Below are 19,662 nucleotides of genomic sequence, written 5' to 3'. Positions count from 1 at the left end.
AACTTGATATTTTTAGACATCATTTATTTGAGGTTAACCATGAGCAGCCTAATCAGAGCCACGTCATTACAAGGTATAGACACCCTAATTAGCGAATTTGGCGGCGATCCGCATCAAATAATGCAAAACTGTAATATTAGTAACGTTGACTTTAAAAACCTCGACAACCACTATTTGCCTTATCGAGATTACGCTGAGTTATTAGAATACTGTGCTTGTGAGTTCAATTGCTCTAGTTTTGGCCTTAAGCTCGCAAGTAGACAAAATTTTGATATTTTAGGACATGTTGCAATAGCAGCCAAAAGCAGTACTAATTTAGGTGATGCACTTAATTGGGTTATTAAATACCTTTACTTGCACAGCCCTGCACTTAGCTTAAACTCTCACCCTTTAGAGAGTGATAAAAGCGTGTTTTTATCATTCGAAATTAATTTAAAACCATTACCGCACATTAACCAAGTAATTGAGCTAACCATTGGTTTAGCACTGGCTGTTATTAAAAAGCTGAGCAATAACCGCTGCAAACCAATTACTATATTTTTGCCCAAAAAATTAAGTACTAATACTCGTGCTTATAACACTTATTTTGGTTGTAACGTTACAGAGCATCGCAACAGCGCTGGTATTGTAATCTCAAAAAGTGATTTAACCCTTGAGCTTGATCACCCTGAGCTAAATAAAGTACAAGCGTCGCTAAGCTTCTTGGCAAAAAACAAAGAACACACCCAATCATTGCCCAACCAAGTTAGTGCGCTAATTAGGCCTATGCTTCCTATTTATCAATGTAGTAACCAAACTATTTCAGCTGCGCTGGGTATGCACCCGCGTACTCTGCACCGAGAACTTATCAAACATAATACGAGCTTTGTAAAACTTAAAGACGCTACTCGCCGGGCTTTAGCTGCCCACTACTTAGCGCAAAACCAATTTACAATATCAACCATATCTGAGCTTTTAGGGTATCAGGAGCAAGCAACGCTAAGTGTTAATGTTAAACGCTGGTTTGGGTGTTCTCCTAGGGCATATAGGACTAAAAAAATGTTAAACTAAACACTCTTATTATTTTTATTTAAGCTAAGGAGTGAGCATGAACTTTGTTATTGTTGGCACCAATTTTATTAGCGACACATTGTTAGCCGCTGCAAATACGTTAAACGATTTTAATTTATACGGGGTGTGCTCGCGCGCGGTATCTAGCGGCGAAGCATTTTTAGCCAAACATCCACAAAACACACAAGCAAAAATTTTCACCTCAATCGAGCAAGTATGCCAAGATCAAAACGTTGATGCTGTATACATAGCCGCCCCTAACAGCTTACACAAACAATACGCCGTTATGTGTCTAGAAGCGGGTAAACATGTCCTTGGCGAAAAACCATCAGCAGCCAACTCTAAAGAGCTTGCAAGCATTATAGCTGCAGCAAAAAAGCATCAGCGCCTTTACATGGAAGCCATGATGACCACTCACTTGCCTAACTTTGAACAGCTGCAACAGGCAATGGTAAAAATTGGCACACCACGTAAATATATTGGCCAGTACAGTCAGTATTCGTCGCGTTACGATAAGTATAAAAATGGCGAACGTCCAAATACGTTTTTACCCGAGTTTGCTAATGGTGCTTTAGTTGATTTAGGGATTTACCCACTGTATTTATTAATTGCACTTTGGGGAGCGCCGCAAAGCGTAAGTGCCAGTGGCGTATTGCTTGATACAGGTGTAGATGGTGCGGGCGATGTATTACTAAACTACGCAGATAAACAAGCCGTTATTAGTTACTCTAAAATATCGCAAGGCGACAATATTACCGAAATACAAGGTGAGCTTGGCCGCATACGTATAGAAGCTGTATCGCAACTCAAAAAGGTGGAGTTTATTGCTAATAATGGTGAGGTAGAGGTTATATCACAGCCGTTTGATGAGCACTTTATGAAATACGAAGTTGAACACTTTATGGCATTAGTGAAGCAAAACATCCATGAGTCACCTGTTAATACTCACATTTTAGCCAGTAACGTAATGAGCGTTCTTGATGAAGCCCGCAAACAACTTGGGGTTGTGTACCCTAACGACTAATTAAATAAAATATGGGCGTTAACCAACGACAGTCAACGCCCATAAAAAAGCTATTTAAGCTTTCGTACAACGACACACTTTACAAAACGTTTAAAAAATAACGATCCCCATCCATGGGCAATCAAATAAGATGTCTTAGAAATAAAAATATTTCCGCAATAAATTTAACACCAACAACTTAAACTGACTTATTACCAATATTTATTACTCAATAACCTTAAAACTAACCTAACACATAAAAACATTACCAATCAAGCTAGCCAATTGCATTATTTTAAACTAAATTGGTAATACAAGAATGCAACCATTGGTGTATAGTGGTTTTTAACCATAACATCGCGTTAGAATTTTGACATAATAGTGAATTTTGAGGTAACCTCTGGTATTCACAGTTGGTTTTGACTTTTAGGCCCCAGAGGCCACTATTCCTTAAGGTAATGAAGGTAAAGTATGGGTAATCGTCGCTTATTTTGGCGCATAGTTGATAAAATTGAGTCTTTAATAAATCAAGGCGAATTTTCTGCTGGGAGTCGTTTACCACCTGAACGTGAACTTGCAGAAATGTTTGATGTAAGTCGCCCTACGATTAGAGAAGCAATTATCGCATTAGAAGTACGTGGCAGAGTTGAAGTTAAAACTGGCTCTGGTGTTTACGTAGTAGAACAAAAAAATGCTTCTATAAAATCAAAAGAGATCAGTGCATTTGAACTTACACAAGCTCGCGCATTGATTGAAGGCGAAATTGCCGCTTTAGCTGCTCAAAGCATTACAGAAGAAGAACTAGAGCAACTAAATAAAACGTTAATAGCCATGGAAAAAGGCCTTTATGTTGAGCAAGCTGACCGTGAGTTTCATGAAATAATCTCGCGGGCAACACGCAACAAGGCACTTGAATTTGCAGTATCTAACTTGTGGGATTTACGTTTAACAAACCCACAAATTGTTGCTGACTATAGCAGTGTATGTAAAAACAATAACGAATGCGTTATGGACGAACACACCGCTATTTATACTGCTCTTAAATCTCATGATGCAAATGCAGCACGTACTGCAATGCACAAACATTTTAACCGCTTAATTAATGCTTTATTCGACGCAGTAGAATCGCGCGCACTTGAAGAAATTAAACGTAAAAATGATGAAAAACGAGGCCTTTACTCGCTTGACGGCTTAGTTAATAAAAGTGCCCACTAAAGCCTTTTAACCAACTTATTAAAGTTAGCAAGCGCCTGTTTGCTAACTTTATCGCTTACTTTATTTACTCGCCCTATTTAATATACTTTTAATTGCGCTATTTTTGGTCGCAAACACTTACCTATAAATTTAAAAAAAGATACTATGCCGCCATTAATATCGAGCGGGTTTAGCTTTTATACTCCCTGCATTACAATTTAACTATTTGATAGAGTTACTCAACTCAAGGATAAAAATGCAAGCATCTTCAAAAAGTTACTTACTGGCTATCGTGTGTGTTCTGCTTGCCATGATGACCATTCAAACGGGCGCGTCGTTTGCAAAACAGCTTTTTCCTATTGTTGGCCCTGAAGGCACAACGGCACTTAGGCTTGGTTTTTCTGCCCTTATACTTTGCTTAGTATTTAAACCGTGGAAACACTTACCTACTTCTGGTAATCGTATTTCTATAATTGTGTATGGTTTAAGTTTAGGCGGCATGAACATTTTGTTTTATTACGCTATTGAACTTATTCCGTTAGGCATTGGTGTAGCGCTTGAATTTACAGGCCCGCTTGCTGTTGCCTTGTTTTCATCGCGCCGTAAACGTGACTTATTTTGGGTTGCGTGTGCTATTGCAGGTATATTACTTTTACTTCCTGATATGAGCGGCCAAGACAGTCTTGATCCGTTAGGTGTAGCGCTTGCGCTTGGTGCGGGTGCATGCTGGGCAGGTTATATATTATTTGGTAAAAAAACGGGCACACAAAGCTCTGGTGGAGCCACTGTTGCATTGGGTATGACTGTTGCAGCAATTGTACTTGTACCTTACGGCGGTATTATGCAAAGTGCCGCATTTTCATGGGAAATTATTCCTCTGGGTATTGGTATTGCTATTTTATCAAGCGCATTACCTTATACTCTTGAAATGGTTGCGCTGCGTAACATGCCATCGCAAGGGTTTAGCGTAATGATGAGCTTAGAGCCCGCAATTGCTTCGCTCGCTGGGTTTATTATTTTAAGTGAGCTACTTACTTTATGGCAGTGGCTAGCTATTTTACTTGTGATAGTTGCATCTGTTGGTAGCTCGTTTTCAAATGCAAAAAAGCAGGTTGCTTAAATAAAAACTGTAATCGACTAATTCTAAAAAATAAAGCCACCGCGTAAGCAGTGGCTTTTTTGTAGCAACGTAATTAGCTTATGGCCTTACCTTGCTTTTTAGTTGTAACCAAATACCCAATCAACGAAATAAGTGGCATGCCCGTAGCAACCAGGGCAATACCTGTCCAACCACCCGCTTCATATAACGGGCTGGCAATAAGCGACCCCACCGCACCACCTACAAATATACTGGTCATGTAAATAGCATTTAAACGTGCTCGGCTTTGTGGCTCTAGTGCGTAAACTGCGCGTTGCCCGAGTACCATATTGGCTTGCACAGCAAAATCAATAAACACACCCGTTAACGCTAAAATTACTATCCCGTAAGGTAAATCAAACAAGCTGGGCAAAAAACAACCAGCTGCTATAACTTTTGCAAGTAAAGAGACCTGATGTGTATAGCCTTTGTCGGCCAAACGCCCAACAATAGGGGCCGCTACAGCACCTGCCGCACCGACAAGTGCAAACAGTGCTATTTCTGATTGCGATAAACCATACTCACGCGCAAGCACTATCGGCACACTCGTCCAAAACAAGCTAAATGATGCAAACATTAACGCTTGAAAAAGAGAGCGTTGGCGCAGCACTGGTTGGCTTATCATTAACTGTTTAAGCGATTTTAATAACTTAAAGTACGTTGTTTTATGGGTTGGTTGCCGAGTTGGAATAGCAAAATAAATTACGCCTGCAATAAACACCATACAGCCTGCGGCAAAATAAAATACAGCGCGCCAACCAAAGTGATCGGCTATTAAGCTCGATATAGGCCTTGCAAGCAAAATACCTAACAACAGACCTGCCATAATATTACCAAGCACCTGCCCGCGTTTTTCATCCGACGATAAATGCGCAGCAAGTGGAATAAGCACCTGAACAGACACCGAGCTTATACCTATCATCAAACATAAAATAAGCATTACATTAGGTGAGTCAGCCAGTGCTGTACCTATTAAACTCAAAAACGACACAGCGAGCGTTATAAGCATTAAGCGTTTATTTTCTATTAAGTCAGCTAAAGGCACTAAAAAAAACAAACCTAAGGCATAACCTATCTGTGTAAGTGATACGATAAGGCTGGCACTATGCGAGCTTAATCCCACCTCTGGTGCTAGTAACTCAATAATAGGTTGAGCGTAGTAAATATTGGCAACAATAAGGCCGCAACACAAAGCAATAATAGTGACGAGTGTATTGCTAAGTGGTTGTGGTGAAATGCCTATTTGAGTCATGTGTGTCCTACTTTACAAAAATAATAAAACCCAACCAGCAAACGCGGGTTGGGTTTTGCTTAATAGCTATAATTTACTTTATTGGCGATGGTTGCCCATGTGGGCTTGAGCGTAAATACTGTTTAGGTGCAGTCACTGTAGCACCAAGCTCTGCAGCTGCATGCCACGGCCAATGCGGGTTATATAAAATACCACGCGCAAGTGCTACGCCATCGGCTTGCTGCTCACTAATAATATCTTCGGCTTGTTGCGCCTCAGTAATTAAACCCACCGCTATAACAGGCATTTTAACCGCTTCTTTGATGGCTGTTGCAAATGGTACCTGAAAATTAGGTTTTACTGGTATTTGTTGCTCAGGGCTTAAACCCGCCGTACTTACATGAATAAAATCGCACCCGAGTTCATCAAGCGCTTTGCTAAGCACTATCGATTGATCTAAATCCCAGCCGCCTTCAACCCAATCGGTTGCCGAAATACGCACACCCACTGCTTTTTCACTTGGGAATACCGCGCGTACTGCTTTAAATACCTCAAGTAATAAACGTATTCTGTTTTCTAGGCTGCCGCCGTAGTTATCATCGCGCTTGTTTGAAAGGGGCGACAAAAATTGGTGTAACAAGTAACCGTGCGCACCATGCAGCTCTATTAAATCAAGGCCGAGCTCATCAGCGCGTTTAGCCGCACTTACAAAGTCTTTAATTAATGAGTCAATACCAGATTGGCTCATTGCTTTTGGCACTGGGCTTTTATCGTCGTACGCAATTGCAGAAGGAGCTACAGTTTGCCAGCCATTTACTTCATCTGGTGCAATAGCACCTACATTTTCCCACGGCTTACCTGTAGAGGCTTTACGCCCAGCATGCGCCAGCTGAATACCAATAGGCATAGAGCTGTATTGTCTCACTGCTTTTAAGCTTTTATCTAACGCTTGTTGTGTTTCGTTATTCCAAAGCCCTAAATCACCGTAGCTAATACGCCCTTCTGGGTTAACTGCTGTTGCTTCTAAAATAAGTAACCCGGCACCACTTAAGCTCAATTGTCCTAAATGAATAGTGTGCCAATCACTAGCAGCGCCATTATTTGCTGAGTACTGGCACATTGGTGCAATAATAATACGGTTATCTAACGTTACTTGCCCTAGTGATAAAGGCGAAAATAGTTGGCTCATTGTTAATCCTTAAAAACACGCACAAAAAAATGCGGACAAAATAAAAAAGAGAATACGAAGCGGCAATCAAACACGCTCACTCAAAAGCTTACACAGCCACTTATAATTACGACTACCACTCATAATGGGGATAAAAATACACTTTAATAGTGCTAATAAAAGTATAAGTAATGACATTATGAGATATATTTTTTAATGTAATTATTTGTTGAGTAAACGCAGTAAAAATCTAGTTTTACAAACTGAATGACTATTTACCTTTAAACAAGGGTACAATTTATAACCTAACCGTACCTAATAACACTAAGCTATTGCTTGTGTTGCCTATTAACTGAATAAAAACCACTTACGAGCACTATATTTATTCTATAAAAGTGAATTAAAATTCAATTTAAACATTCCAAGCCACTTCACTCCCTGATAAACTACTTTACTTAATTAACTGATGTTAAATTTTTGAATCTGGGGATCAATTTTTATGTTTAAACCAAGCTTGTTAACCTTGGCTATTTCGAGCGCTGTTTCTAGCGTATTTTTATTGCCTAATGCCGCACTTGCTCAAGAAGAAGTTGCCGCTAAAAACAAATCACTCGAAGTAATTGAAGTAACAGCAACAAGACGCAGCGGCTCTGTGCAAAATGCACCGTTAAATATTACCGCCCTTGACGCTGATATAATGAAAGATCAAAATATTAGCGAACTTGCCGACGTAGCGCGTTGGGTCCCTGGTTTAACAATTACCGATCAAGGTGGCCGCTCTGGCTCGCCTATTATTGTTCGTGGTTTAAATACAAATTCATCTGGTCCATCGTCAGATGGCGGCACGGTATCTACTTACATTAACGAAATTCCGGTTTCGGTAGATATGCGCCTAGTAGATATTGAGCGTGTTGAAGTATTAATTGGGCCACAAGGCACGCTTTATGGTGCAGGTACATTAGGTGGTGCAATTCGTTACATGCTTAAACAGCCTGAGCTTGATTTTACATCGCTTGAAGTTTACGGCGACCTATTTCAAACAAAAGAAAGTGACTCTTTAGGTGGCGAAGGCGGCTTTATATTTAACCTTCCTATTATTGAAGATAAATTAGCAGTACGCGCCAGCTTAAACGTATATGAAGATCCAGGTTTTATCGATTACGGCTACGTAGTACGCGAGCCAGGCGTATCGTTGCCAGATCCTGATTGGAGCGATAGCTCAGCAGTTAACAACAACCTTAAAAATGTAAAAGACGCCAACGGCGAAACCACCACTACTGGTCGTATTTCTGTACGCTTTAAACCAAATGAATCATTTGAAGGTACGCTTAACTACTTTTACCAAAACCAAGACAGCGAAGGCCGCTCGATTGTTCATTACAACAGCCTTAATGCAAACAACGGCTTAAGCGACGTAATAGGTAAATACGAGTCAGCCTATCGCTTTGAAGAACCACGGATAAAAAAAGATCAATTACTAAGCCTTGAGCTAAAAGCCGACCTAGGTTTTGCAGAGCTAGTATCGGCAACCGGTATTTCGAGCTTTGATGCCGACGGCCAACGCGATCAAACAGACTTACTCATTCGCCTTGATTATGGCTATGAAGAATTTCCTTCGTTTTCAACGTTTACCCGTGAAATAGACGAAGAAGACACCTTCACTCAAGAAATTCGCTTAGTGTCGCAAGGCGACAGCGACTTTAACTGGATTGTGGGTGGTTTTTACAACAAAACAGAAACCGAAGCATCAAGCAGAGAGTTTACCCCTGGGTTTGACCAATTCGCTATTGATAACTTTGGTGGCGAGCAGCTAAGACCTGACTCATTAGAATACTTAGAGCTTACAAAAAGTACCGTCACTGAGTCTGCACTATTTGGTGAAGTTGGCTACCAAGTTACCGATAAGTTAGATATTACTATTGGAGCACGTTTTTACAAATACGATATAGAGTCGCAAGCGGCTTTTGACTTCCCGCTAGCAAATACATTGTATGGTGGAGTAGATCCTGATGTAACCACCGTTGCATACGAAAAAGACGAAGCAGGCGATAACGGTAACTTATTTAAATTTAATGCTAAATACCAGTTCACTGACTCAGTAATGGGTTATGTAACCGTAAGTGAAGGCTTTAGAATTGGTGGTTCAAACGGTTTAGTGTCTTGCCCAGACCCTATTCCTGAGGATCAACAAACAGGCTGTGGTAAACCTGACGAGTTATTATATGAAGCCGACACCACAACAAACTACGAGCTAGGCTTTAAAAGTACATGGTTTAGAAGCCAACTTCACTTTAACGCCGCATTATTTAACGTAGATTGGGATGATGCACAAATTACGGGCGCTACGGATATAGGCCAATTAACATATATTTCAAACGCAGGCAGTGCTAATGCAAAAGGGATTGAAATTTCAACCCGCGCTATTTTATCTGACTCGTTTTCAGTTTATGCAACTTATGCCTACACAAAAGCAGAGCTAACATCAGACGCACCATTTTTGTTTAACGCCGATGGTACCGGTGGCGCAGAAGACGGCGACCGTTTACCTGGCTCACCTGAAAACCAATTTTCGATGGGTGTAAACTATCAAACAGACGTGTTTAACGACAAAACGCTTGATATTAACTACGGTTTAACCGCGCAAAGCGACGTGCTTTCAAGAGTAGGGCTTCGTGATAACGGCGAAACACTACCAGGTTACAGCTTAAGTAATATATCAGCTAAATTAACAGCCGATGCATGGTCAACTACCCTATATGTTGATAACCTATTCAACAAATACGCGGTTACCTCAGTTCGTCGTTCAGATGCCGATATAACATCAGCTAATGGCGCCGACATACAACGTAACTACGGCCATTACATTAATCGCCCGCTTACTGTAGGTGTTAAATTTAACTACAAATTTGAAATATAATTTAAGCGACTTTTAAACAGTCTCATTTTTTAAACACTGTTTTAAGGCTCAAATTTATTTGAGCCTTTTTATTTTCTTTTACAAAATAATAATTACCAAAAACCATGCAGCCAAATTTAAAGCAACTTCATCAAAGCGCAATACAGTCCCTAAACCAAGGTAAAATAGAGCAAGCACACAAAGCCCTAGTGGAGTTAGTTACACAAAAGCCCGACTTTGCTGATGGATACTTTTTGCTGGCCATGGTTAATTTAACTGTTGGGCAAATACACAAAGCCATAAAGCTCATCGAAAAAGCCCTCACCCTTGGTCAAAGTATTGAATACACCGCGCAACTTGCTAAATGTTATGCACTTACTGGCGAATTACAAAAAGCAAAAAACACCGCCTTAACTATACCCATTCAACAAATACAAAAACCGCTCGATGCCGACACCCTAGGCGTAGCCCTTACTCAAGCAGGCTTGCACGAACACGCAATTAACTATTTTGAGTGCGCTATTAAACGGGCTAAGGCAGCTCACAAAGCCCAGCCACAGTTTTATTATAACTACGGTGTAAGCGCTAAGTTTTTAGGATTATTTGATAAAGCACAAGATGCGTTCGAACATGCCATAGCGCTTAGCCCACTTCATCATCAAAGTCATTTTGCGCTAAGCGACTTAACTAAAGCAACCGCACAAAACAATCATATTGAACGCTTAAAAAATGTATTTGAGCAAGTAACACACCCCGATGCAAAACTACATATTGGCCATGCTTTGGCAAAAGAGTATCAAGACATAGGTGAGTTTACTCAGGCTTTTAACGCGTTACAGCAAGGTAAACTAGCAAAACGTGCTGTGCAGCCGTTTGATCATAAAAGCTCAACTGCGTTATTTGAACATATTAAACGCTTAAGTGAACAGCACACACAGGCGCGAGTACAAGGTAACCCTACGGCAGAACCTATTTTTGTATTAGGCATGCCCCGCTCTGGCACCACATTAGTTGAGCGTATAATATCGAGCCACAGCGACGTGCAATCAGCTGGTGAATTACAAGACTTTGGCTTAAGTGTTAAAAAGCTAAGCCAAACGCAAACACCTCACGTGCTCGACTCTCAAACGCTCAGTAAAGCCTACGAGCTTGATTTTAATCAGCTTGGGTCAACCTATTTAAACGCAACACGCGTAATAACAGGCAGCCATAAACACTTTATTGATAAGCTCCCGTTTAACTTTTTTTATATCGACTTAATAACCAAAGCACTGCCAAACGCCAAAATAATTTGTATGCTGCGCGACCCAATGGACACCTGTATTGGCAACTATCGCCAGTTATTCACAATTAATAACCCCTACTACGCGTACTCGCTCGATTTACTCGACACAGCAAAATTTTACAGCCGTTTTTACAAACTAATGCAGCACTTTAGCGCCCTGCACAGCAATATAAAATTAGTAAAATACGAAGAGTTAGTAGCAAAGCCCGAAACACAAATAAAAGAGTTAGTCAGCTTTTGTAACCTAGAGTGGCAAGAACAGTGTATAGACTTTCACTTAAACACCGCACCGGTTTCTACCGCAAGCAAGGTGCAAGTACGCCAACCACTTAACAATAAAGCAATTGGCCGTTGGAAAGCGTTTAAGCCGAATACTGATGAAATTGAAGATTACTTTTTAAAGCAAAATATCAGTTTTGAGTAAAGGTTTTATAGCTTAGGAGTTAGGTGTGTGAACCTTGAATAACCCGCTTGTGCAAGTGTAGGTCGGATAAGCGAAGCGCCATCCGACACAGTAAAACACCTGGCCAATTATTATCAATATTTTATGTTGTCGAGTGAATAGAGAGTGCCAATAGCGAACCTTCAAGGCGTAAATCTGAAATTCTGTTGGGTGGCGCCTTCGGCTTAACCAACCTACCTTTTGACGTAGGTCGGATAAGTGGCGAAGCCACGTCATCCGACAAAAATGATGAATTGACTAGCAACAACACGACTTACCGCGTTTATGTTGTCGAGTGGCCAGAAAGTGCCATAAACTGAAAGTGGCAAAAGGCAAGACGCGACCCCATTATCCTGCTTGATTAAAAGTGTAAATGAGTCAAACGAACAAAGTGTTACTGCACTTATAACCTTGATAGACGTTGATTTACAACTAGGACAAACAGCGCACTCATATTATGGGTCCTATATTAACGTTAATAATAGATTTTAATGCACTTTGTAACTTTTCATTTAACTGTTTCGGGTAGACTTCAGTTAAAGAAACGGAGTCACATTTCTGAAAACTACAAAATGGTATAATGGCGTCTACAAAGGCTGTAATAACTAACGCTTGCTCAAAGTTATGCTGCTCAAAATGTAGTGATTTAATTTCTAAATGAGACGTTTTCCTATGCACTTTACAATCCATACGACCAACAAATTCACCGCGATAAAGTAGCGGTAAGCAAAAGTAACCATACTGTCGTTTCACTGCAGGAACATAACATTCTAGTTGATAGTTATATTGAAAAAGCAACTTGAGCCGATCACGTTGAATGACACTATTATCGAATGGCGAAAGGATCAACATTCGATTATTCAGACGAGGAAGGGGTCGTTCAATCGCCTCGGTTTCCACTAACAATATTTCACCGCTACTCATTTGCACTTGTTGTAAAATGTTCTGCGCTAATCTTTCATTGACCAAGTTTTTCACTGCGTTGCGCAATTCGTTATCTCGACGTAAATAAGTCAAGCCTTTAAGTGAGGTACCCCCCAAGCAGCGGAACTGTTGATCGACAATGTGCGTGGCCAACTCATCCATACTGGGCATTTTTAAGTTTACCTCAGAAGGTAATACCCGTTCAGTTAGATCATACGTTTTTTGAAAACCTTCTCGGTTACTAACCATCAGGTCGCCTTCCATATACAACTGTTCAAGTGCTTTTTTTGTAGGCTTCCAATCCCACCAACCCGCACGTTTTGTTGTATTGGACTCTAAATCTCGAGATCGCAACGGACCGTCGATACGTATGCGTGTTAATAATTCTTGCATCAGCTTGCTATCACGCTCTTTATGCCAATGAATTTGGCCATTTTTAATCGCGTGTTTATAAGGTAATGAGAAGCGAAAATCTTTAATCGGTAAAAAAGCGGCAGCGTGAGACCAGTACTCAAAAATGTCTTTATTGAGTAATAACTGATTGGTCATAGCGGGTTTGAAATTAGGTACTCTAGCATGAAGAATATGATGATGAGCACGCTCTACCACCGAAATAGCATCAATTTGTACGTAACCTATATGGTTAATCGCATTACACGCACCAGCCAAACCACGGCCAAAAGCTTGTGTTTGTAGCAAACCTTGTGCTGACAGGGCAAGGCGACGCAAACGCGCTAGCTGTTGAGGGTGTTTAATTTTAATCATATTTGCCTAAGAGATAATTAACGAGTATCCGTGCAACGTGTAAACCTAAACCTAAACCTAAACCTATTTTAAGGGGTTTGGTTTAAACCGAGCTCTTTTTGTTTTTTCTTTGTCAGGCCTAATGAAACAAGCCGATAAGACTCTTTAAGGTAATATGATAAGTCGTCATCAGTATCATCGTTGCTTTCGTAGTGTTGTATCCATTTCATTCCACGAGAAGCAAAATACGGTGCAGGCTTATAGCTAGGTATTTCACTGAGAAAATGAAAGTTAAGTTCAGATGTTTTAAAAATAAATGCTGGGTTGTCATCTTTTCCCAATCCGCCGATAGCAAAAACCTTTCCGCCGACTTTCCATACATGAGAATTATGCCATTGGATAACATAAGTAGTCGCTGATAGTCCGCGGCAAAAATCATTAAATTGTTTATAGTTCATCTTGTCGATCTTCGTTTGTATAGTCTATTGGCTATAGAGCCCATTATATGGACTTATAAATATATGAGCTCGCTTTATATTTTAGCGATAACGCGCATATAACCTACTGGCTAAAAATGCGCCAATGAGCATTTCAAACCATGCGATTGGGACCAAAGTAACTGCCATTTCCCACGTTCCTAATCCTGAGTTCACAGAGCCTATCCAAAATACCCCCAGCGTTGCCATGCAAGTAACAGTGGCTGATATAACAATCGTTTTTACATTGTGACCAAAGCTTTGAGCGCACAACCAGTAAATAAATACCAAGGTACTCGCCAGTATGGTATCCCATATTCCCCATATCAATGCATTACTGACAGCCATTGGCCCAACGACTAACTTTCCGGCATAGAAGGCCTCCATCATAGGAAACGCGACTAAAATAGCTCTTGCTACCTCGGCGACGTGGATCCAAATACTCGTTAGTAACATCACGAAGATAAATTGCTTAAATTTGAATGTGCTATTCATAAATATCCTGTACTTCCTAGGTTATTGGTTAACTGTGGGTAATTAAAAAATAGATTCTGTAGTGCATGAAACAATGCGAAATATTGAACTAAGAGTAACCAAAAATAGAATTCAAAGCATGATCAAGGACTGACTTTAATTCATCTTCAACCAGACCTACTTTTGCTTGAACAGCCAGTCCATAACTTACTGATAAGAGATAGTTAGTCAGTTTTTCAGCCGTCTGGCCTTGGGGCATATCCGTCTTCGCAATGCCAGACGCGAATAAACCTGTCAATGTTTGCTGAGTTTCTGTTCCTAATTTCTTCATATAAACAACCGCATCTTCTGGAAACGCAACACTATCTGATTCATTAAAACTCTTTACAAGCAAACATCCACGGGGCGTTTCATCGCTGGTGAATAGCTCAATAAGTCCATAGAAACAAGCTTGTAACCGCGCTTTTAATGTTGCATTTGATGGCTCTACTAGATGGCTGTAGTTAACTTCTACATATTGTTTTTGATAATGTGCCAATGCATCTTTGAACAATTGCTCTTTATTGACAAACGTGCCGTACAAGCTCGACGTATTAATGCCAAGCTCAGAAGAAAGATTGGCAACAGAAGTACCTGAATATCCATTGGCCCAAAATAACCGCATCGCTTTATCTAAAACGACTTCTTTATCAAACGCTCTTTTTCGTCCTGCTTTCACTCTGTGGCCCTTAAAAATAATATTAATTAACTCTATTTTGAAGCAGTCACTTCAAAATGTCAATTCGCCCTATTGACATTACAAAGTGATCGCTTCACAATTAACTCAATTCTGAAGCGATCACTTCATAAAAATAAAATAAGTGAACTAAAAATGTTTAAAAAATTCGTACAAATTACGGCGCTATTCAACTTTCCAATCGCACTAGGCATGATTATTTCAGCGCTGATGGCACCTCAAGCAGACACGTTAATTATCACAGTGGTATTGGGCGTATCTTTTATGCTTATGGGCGCTGCGTTACTTTGGGCTACTTCAGACATTAAAACCCGTGCCCCTCTTATTGTTTGGAACGGATTGGTAAGAATGGTCGGCTTTATCATTGTTACATATGCCGCTTCATTAGGCTTGGCTCCAAAGGTATTTATCTTTATTTCAGTCATGGATCTTATTACCGCCTTTGTTTACATCATTGGCAGTATGCGAGCATCCGAGCAGCCCTTTAAATCCCTATTTTTAGGCAAAACTCAGTAACTTATAAATTAATAATTTTAGCATTGATAACATTAACTTAAATAAACTACTTTTCAGGAGAAATATTATGACGATTAAAGCATTAAGAACACCAGAAGAAAGATTCTCTGTATTACCGGCCTTTCCTTACCAACCTAACTACATTGATGATTTAGCTGGTTTTGAATCTTTACGCATGGCCTACATCGACGAGGGTGATTCTTCATCTGAAAACACTTTTTTATGTTTACACGGTGAGCCTTCATGGAGCTACTTATATAGAAAAATGCTTCCTATATTTACGGGCGCTGGTCATCGTGTTGTTGCGCCTGATTTGTTTGGCTTTGGTCGCTCAGATAAACCCGTTGATGAATCGGTTTATACCTTTGATTTTCACCGTGATAGTTTAATGCGATTAATTGAACGCCTTGATCTGAAAAATATTACGTTGGTCTGTCAAGACTGGGGCGGAATTCTAGGGTTAACAATCCCAATGGATATGCAAGATCGATTCAAAAATTTGATTGTTATGAACACGGCAATATCGGTGGGTGAAACCGCCCCTGAAGGGTTTTATCAGTGGCGAGATTTCTGCGCAAATGCCCCTGAAATACCAGTCGGTGGTTTATTTGCCTGTGACGCAGGGCCAGCCGTATCTGTGATGGATGTTATAGCTTACGATGCGCCATTTCCAGACAACAGCTATAAAGCAGGCGTAAGACGCTTTCCCGCCATGGTGCCTGTCGAGCCAACGATGGATGGTGTTGAGCACGGAAAACGCGCAAGAGAGTTTTGGTCAAAAGACTGGAACGGTCAAAGTTTCATGGCGATAGGCATGAAAGATACAGCTTTAGGCGAAGGCCCAATGGAGTACTTAAGAAACTTTATTAAAGGCTGCCCTGAGCCCTTAAAAATTGCAGAAGCAGGACACTTTGTTCAAGAATACGGTGTTGAAATTGCAGAAAAAGCGCTTGTTCACTTAGAAATGAATAATAAATAGGCTATATCCAATGAATACAAATATTGAAAATAAAGTGATTGTTATAACGGGTGCAAGCAGTGGTTTAGGTGAAGCAACTGCGCGTTTTCTGGCTCAAAAAGGCGCTAAAGTCGTATTGGGTGCGCGTCGTAGTGAAAAACTAGCAGCTATCGTAAATGATATTCGTGCTGAGGGTGGTGAAGCTGAATATATCACGATGGATGTCACCAAATCCGATCAGGTTAAAATGCTTGTCGACAAGGCGATTGAGACTTTTGGACGCTTAGATGTCATGGTCAATAATGCCGGCTTGATGTCAATTGCTCCGATGGCTGAGGTTAAGGTTGATGAATGGGATCGCATGGTCGACATTAATATCAAAGGGGTACTTTACGGTATCGCCGCTGCACTTCCCGTGTTTACCAAACAAAATAGTGGTCACTTTATTAATCTCGCTTCCGTTGCTGCACATAAAGTTTCACCGGGTTCGGCTGTCTATAGCGGTACAAAATTTGCGGTTAAAGCGATAACAGAAGGATTGAGAGCGGAAGTGGGTGGCAATATACGTACAACGCTATTATCACCTGGCTTAATTGATTCTGAATTAAAATTCGGTAGTTCGGATGAAGCCACCTCTCAATTTGTTCAAGATATTTATAAAGTCGCTATTCCAGCGTTATCTATTGCTAAAGCTGTCGCCTATGCGATTGAACAACCAGATGATGTCGATATTAACGAAATTATTATCAGACCAACAATTCAAGACTTCTAATCTAATGTGAGTTGATCCTGCCTTTTTTGTATTTTGTTTGGCAGGTCAACGTGAAACAGTTGCTTTAAAAGGTATAAAAAATGAAAAAAACACTCATTATTGGCGCTAATGGCCAGATTGGTAAAATAGTGGTTGAGTTGCTTCACAATCAGGATCGCCCAGTTGTCGCAATGGTTCGTAGCAAACAACAAGCTGAGAAGTTAGAAAATATGGGTGTAGAGGCTGTTGTTGGCGATCTTGAAACTGATTTTGAACACGCTTTTAAGGACTGCGATAAAGTAGTATTTAGTGCAGGTTCTGGCGGTAATACAGGCGACGATAAAACACTTCTAATAGATTTATGGGCAGCAAAAAAAGCAGTTGATTATTCTTTAAAGGAAGGTATACAACATTTTGTAATGGTAAGTGGTTTAGGCGCACAAGACCCTGACGAATTTGAATCAGAAATAAAACCCTATTTGGTGGCAAAGTATTTTGCCGATCAGTACCTATTATCCAGTGGCCTAAATTACACCATTCTTAGACCGGGACTCCTTACTAATGATAAAGGCAACGGGCTCATAACAACCACGCGTTCGACTTCTACGAATGATTTATTCATTAGCAGAGAAGATGTCGCTAAATCAATAGAGTATTACATTAATCGTGACGAAGTCAGTAACCAGATATTTGAACTTTATCATGGTAATGAAGTAATTAGCTCGGCATTAACCGCTAGCAATTAATTTATAACCAACGATTCGCTAACCACTATAAAATAATATATTAGCGAAAGAAGCTATTAATATTAGAGTTTTAAATAATATGCAAAACTACCTTCAAGAAATAGAAACAATCACTTCTAAAGCAGGTGAAACCGTTCCTTTACAAAGAAAAGCTTTTGAAAGAGGTTTTTCTTTTAAACACATGTCTTTTTATGAACAACTAGCGATATGGAGTTATATCTGGACGAACACCAAAGTGTATAGAGCTGAAATGTTTTGTTTATATTTCTTGGAGGAGCATATTAAAAACAAAGATGAAATGCTGGCCGCTTGGCCAACGATTAAATTATGGCAAGACAAAATTAATCGATGGGAAACAAGCGATGGCATTTCAAAAATATATGCTCAATTAGTAGAATATGATGCAGCATTAATTTTGCCAACGTATAAAAAATGGAATACGTCTACAAACCCATGGCATAGAAGACAAAGCATAGTGGGTTTACTTTATTACAGCGCTCATAGAAAACACTATTTACCTTTTCAAGTACTTATAGATTTGGTAGCACCTTTAATTTCTGACCACGCTTATTATGTTGAAAAAGGAGTGGGTTGGACACTTAGAGAAATAGGAAATATATACCCTAAAGAGCAGGAAGAATTTCTATTTGAAAACGCAACTAAAATATGTGCTTATGGATATAGTGCAGGTACAGAAAAATGGGATAAAACAAAACGGGAAAAACTGAAGCAAATTAGAAAAGCAGCAAGAGTTTTAAATCGCAAAAATTCAATTTAAACATTTAAAAAGGAATAAATATGTCAAACAACAAACTAATATCAGCAGCGTTTCCTTTTGAATCTAAATTTCAAGCTGTATTAGATTCTAAAATGCATTATGTAGATGAAGGAGACAAAAGTTCTAAAGATACTTTTTTACTCATACACGGAAACCCTACATCAAGTTATTTATGGCGAAACATCATTCCGCATGTAAGTCCGTTAGGTCGTGTAGTTGTTCCCGATCTTATTGGAATGGGTAAGTCTGACAAGCCCGATATAGACTATACATTTGAAGACCATATTACCTATTTAGATGCGTTTATTGAAAAGTTAGCCTTAAAAAATATCATTATAGTCATTCAAGATTGGGGTTCTGCTTTAGGTTTTAACTATGCCAATCAGCATAGAGAAAATATAAAAGGGATTGTTTTTTTTGAAGCTATGTCTCAAGTTTCTTATTGGAAAAATACGACTAAAGAGACAGAAACATTATTTAAAAAATTTCGTGACCCTGCAGAAGGGCATGAAATGATTGTTAAAAACAACTTCTTTATTGAGGCTATGCTACCCATGATGGCGGGCAGAGAATTAACTCAAGAAGAAATGGACCATTACCGAGCGCCTTATTTGGAAGAAAAGAGCCGTAAACCACTGCTTATGTGGCCTGGTCAAATTTCGTTTGATGGCGTCCCAAAATTTACCACTGACATTGTTAATTCATATAATGAATACCACAAAAATTCAGATGTGCCTAAGTTGTTATTTTATGCAGAGCCAGGACTAATTATTAATCGAGAATTAGGTGAGCATATCGCTGAAACGTGGAAAAATATTACTGCAGTAGATTTAGGTGAAGGAAAGCATTATCTACAAGAGTCGCATCCACACGAAATTGGTGAAGGTATTGTCGATTGGTATAAAAAAGTTATTAAATAAACACTAATTATAGGGCTAGTGGTCAAATAGAAAAAATGCTTAAGCGTTATATTGGGTAGACTACGGAACCATGAGCAGATTTATTTGACCGCTATAATTTGACACTATAATTTGACCACGACAAAGAAAGTACCGATGGCAGCTAAATTATCCACGTTTGAAGCAGTTGATGGCTCTGCTACATTATATACCGCCACCAAAAATAGCCTTAGATGCACGGCTATTAAACTGA

18 protein-coding genes are annotated in these 19,662 nt (G+C 39.7%); 12 read left to right on the top strand and 6 right to left on the bottom strand.

The features are described from left to right. Nucleotides 1–39: 39 nt before the first annotated feature. The 4 genes from I6F53_RS05720 (at nt 40) to I6F53_RS05705 (ending at nt 4,367) form a co-directional block, all read left to right on the top strand. Nucleotides 40–1,050: an AraC family transcriptional regulator gene (locus I6F53_RS05720; RefSeq protein WP_197238848.1), complete on the top strand. Its 1,011-nt coding sequence runs from the start codon at nt 40–42 to the stop codon at nt 1,048–1,050. A 37-nt stretch (nt 1,051–1,087) separates the two neighbouring features. Then, nucleotides 1,088–2,074, top strand: coding sequence for a Gfo/Idh/MocA family protein (locus tag I6F53_RS05715; RefSeq protein ID WP_197238847.1), 987 nt, complete (start codon nt 1,088–1,090; stop codon nt 2,072–2,074). A gap of 450 nt (nt 2,075–2,524) precedes the next feature. Next, the gene (locus tag I6F53_RS05710) at nt 2,525–3,268 is read left to right on the top strand and encodes a FadR/GntR family transcriptional regulator (protein WP_197238845.1); all 744 of its coding nucleotides are present in this window, start codon (nt 2,525–2,527) and stop codon (nt 3,266–3,268) included. 235 nt (nt 3,269–3,503) lie between these two features. Beyond that, nucleotides 3,504–4,367, top strand: a complete 864-nt coding sequence (locus I6F53_RS05705) for an EamA family transporter (protein ID WP_197238844.1) — start codon at nt 3,504–3,506, stop codon at nt 4,365–4,367. A 73-nt stretch (nt 4,368–4,440) separates the two neighbouring features. Here I6F53_RS05705 and I6F53_RS05700 read toward each other — a convergent pair whose 3' ends face one another. Both I6F53_RS05700 and I6F53_RS05695 read right to left on the bottom strand, forming a co-directional pair. Further along, entirely contained in the window at nt 4,441–5,637 is a 1,197-nt protein-coding gene (locus I6F53_RS05700; protein ID WP_197238843.1) for an MFS transporter, read from the bottom strand. Between the two features lie 73 nt (nt 5,638–5,710). Further along, nucleotides 5,711–6,805, bottom strand: a complete 1,095-nt coding sequence (locus I6F53_RS05695) for an NADH:flavin oxidoreductase/NADH oxidase (protein ID WP_197238842.1) — start codon at nt 6,803–6,805, stop codon at nt 5,711–5,713. Nucleotides 6,806–7,283: 478 nt separating this feature from the next. On the opposite strand from I6F53_RS05695, the gene I6F53_RS05690 reads away from it, so the two are divergent. Next, entirely contained in the window at nt 7,284–9,701 is a 2,418-nt protein-coding gene (locus tag I6F53_RS05690; RefSeq protein WP_197238841.1) for a TonB-dependent receptor, read from the top strand. Nucleotides 9,702–9,805: 104 nt separating this feature from the next. After that, nucleotides 9,806–11,389 (top strand): tetratricopeptide repeat-containing sulfotransferase family protein, encoded by a 1,584-nt coding sequence (locus I6F53_RS05685; RefSeq protein WP_197238839.1) that lies wholly within the window; start codon nt 9,806–9,808, stop codon nt 11,387–11,389. Between the two features lie 468 nt (nt 11,390–11,857). Here the strand turns inward: I6F53_RS05685 and I6F53_RS05680 are convergent, their stop codons facing one another. From I6F53_RS05680 to I6F53_RS05665, 4 genes are all read right to left on the bottom strand, one after another. Continuing rightward, nucleotides 11,858–13,096, bottom strand: a complete 1,239-nt coding sequence (locus I6F53_RS05680; RefSeq protein ID WP_197238838.1) for a winged helix-turn-helix domain-containing protein — start codon at nt 13,094–13,096, stop codon at nt 11,858–11,860. A 68-nt stretch (nt 13,097–13,164) separates the two neighbouring features. Continuing rightward, nucleotides 13,165–13,533: an MmcQ/YjbR family DNA-binding protein gene (locus I6F53_RS05675; protein ID WP_197192986.1), complete on the bottom strand. Its 369-nt coding sequence runs from the start codon at nt 13,531–13,533 to the stop codon at nt 13,165–13,167. Between the two features lie 81 nt (nt 13,534–13,614). After that, the gene (locus I6F53_RS05670) at nt 13,615–14,046 is read right to left on the bottom strand and encodes a hypothetical protein (protein ID WP_197192985.1); all 432 of its coding nucleotides are present in this window, start codon (nt 14,044–14,046) and stop codon (nt 13,615–13,617) included. A gap of 88 nt (nt 14,047–14,134) precedes the next feature. After that, nucleotides 14,135–14,743 (bottom strand): TetR/AcrR family transcriptional regulator, encoded by a 609-nt coding sequence (locus I6F53_RS05665; protein ID WP_197238837.1) that lies wholly within the window; start codon nt 14,741–14,743, stop codon nt 14,135–14,137. Nucleotides 14,744–14,896: 153 nt separating this feature from the next. Here I6F53_RS05665 and I6F53_RS05660 point away from each other — a divergent pair, with 153 nt between their 5' ends. The 6 genes from I6F53_RS05660 (at nt 14,897) to I6F53_RS05635 (ending at nt 19,430) form a co-directional block, all read left to right on the top strand. Next, nucleotides 14,897–15,277, top strand: a complete 381-nt coding sequence (locus tag I6F53_RS05660; RefSeq protein ID WP_197238835.1) for a hypothetical protein — start codon at nt 14,897–14,899, stop codon at nt 15,275–15,277. Between the two features lie 67 nt (nt 15,278–15,344). Beyond that, nucleotides 15,345–16,256: a haloalkane dehalogenase gene (locus I6F53_RS05655; RefSeq protein ID WP_197238834.1), complete on the top strand. Its 912-nt coding sequence runs from the start codon at nt 15,345–15,347 to the stop codon at nt 16,254–16,256. Nucleotides 16,257–16,266: 10 nt separating this feature from the next. Continuing rightward, complete coding sequence (locus I6F53_RS05650; RefSeq protein ID WP_197238832.1) at nt 16,267–17,007, top strand: SDR family oxidoreductase; 741 nt, start codon at nt 16,267–16,269, stop codon at nt 17,005–17,007. An 80-nt stretch (nt 17,008–17,087) separates the two neighbouring features. Beyond that, entirely contained in the window at nt 17,088–17,732 is a 645-nt protein-coding gene (locus I6F53_RS05645) for an SDR family oxidoreductase (protein WP_197238831.1), read from the top strand. Nucleotides 17,733–17,811: 79 nt separating this feature from the next. Next, nucleotides 17,812–18,510 (top strand): DNA alkylation repair protein, encoded by a 699-nt coding sequence (locus tag I6F53_RS05640; protein WP_165728952.1) that lies wholly within the window; start codon nt 17,812–17,814, stop codon nt 18,508–18,510. A gap of 20 nt (nt 18,511–18,530) precedes the next feature. Continuing rightward, nucleotides 18,531–19,430, top strand: coding sequence for a haloalkane dehalogenase (locus I6F53_RS05635; protein ID WP_197238829.1), 900 nt, complete (start codon nt 18,531–18,533; stop codon nt 19,428–19,430). The last annotated feature ends 232 nt before the right edge of the window (nt 19,431–19,662 follow it).

This window comes from Pseudoalteromonas sp. SWN29 (genome assembly GCF_015864465.1).
Lineage (GTDB): Bacteria > Pseudomonadota > Gammaproteobacteria > Enterobacterales > Alteromonadaceae > Pseudoalteromonas.
The sequence above is the reverse complement of the archived record's forward strand: the minus strand, read 5'-3'. Positions and strand labels throughout refer to the sequence as shown.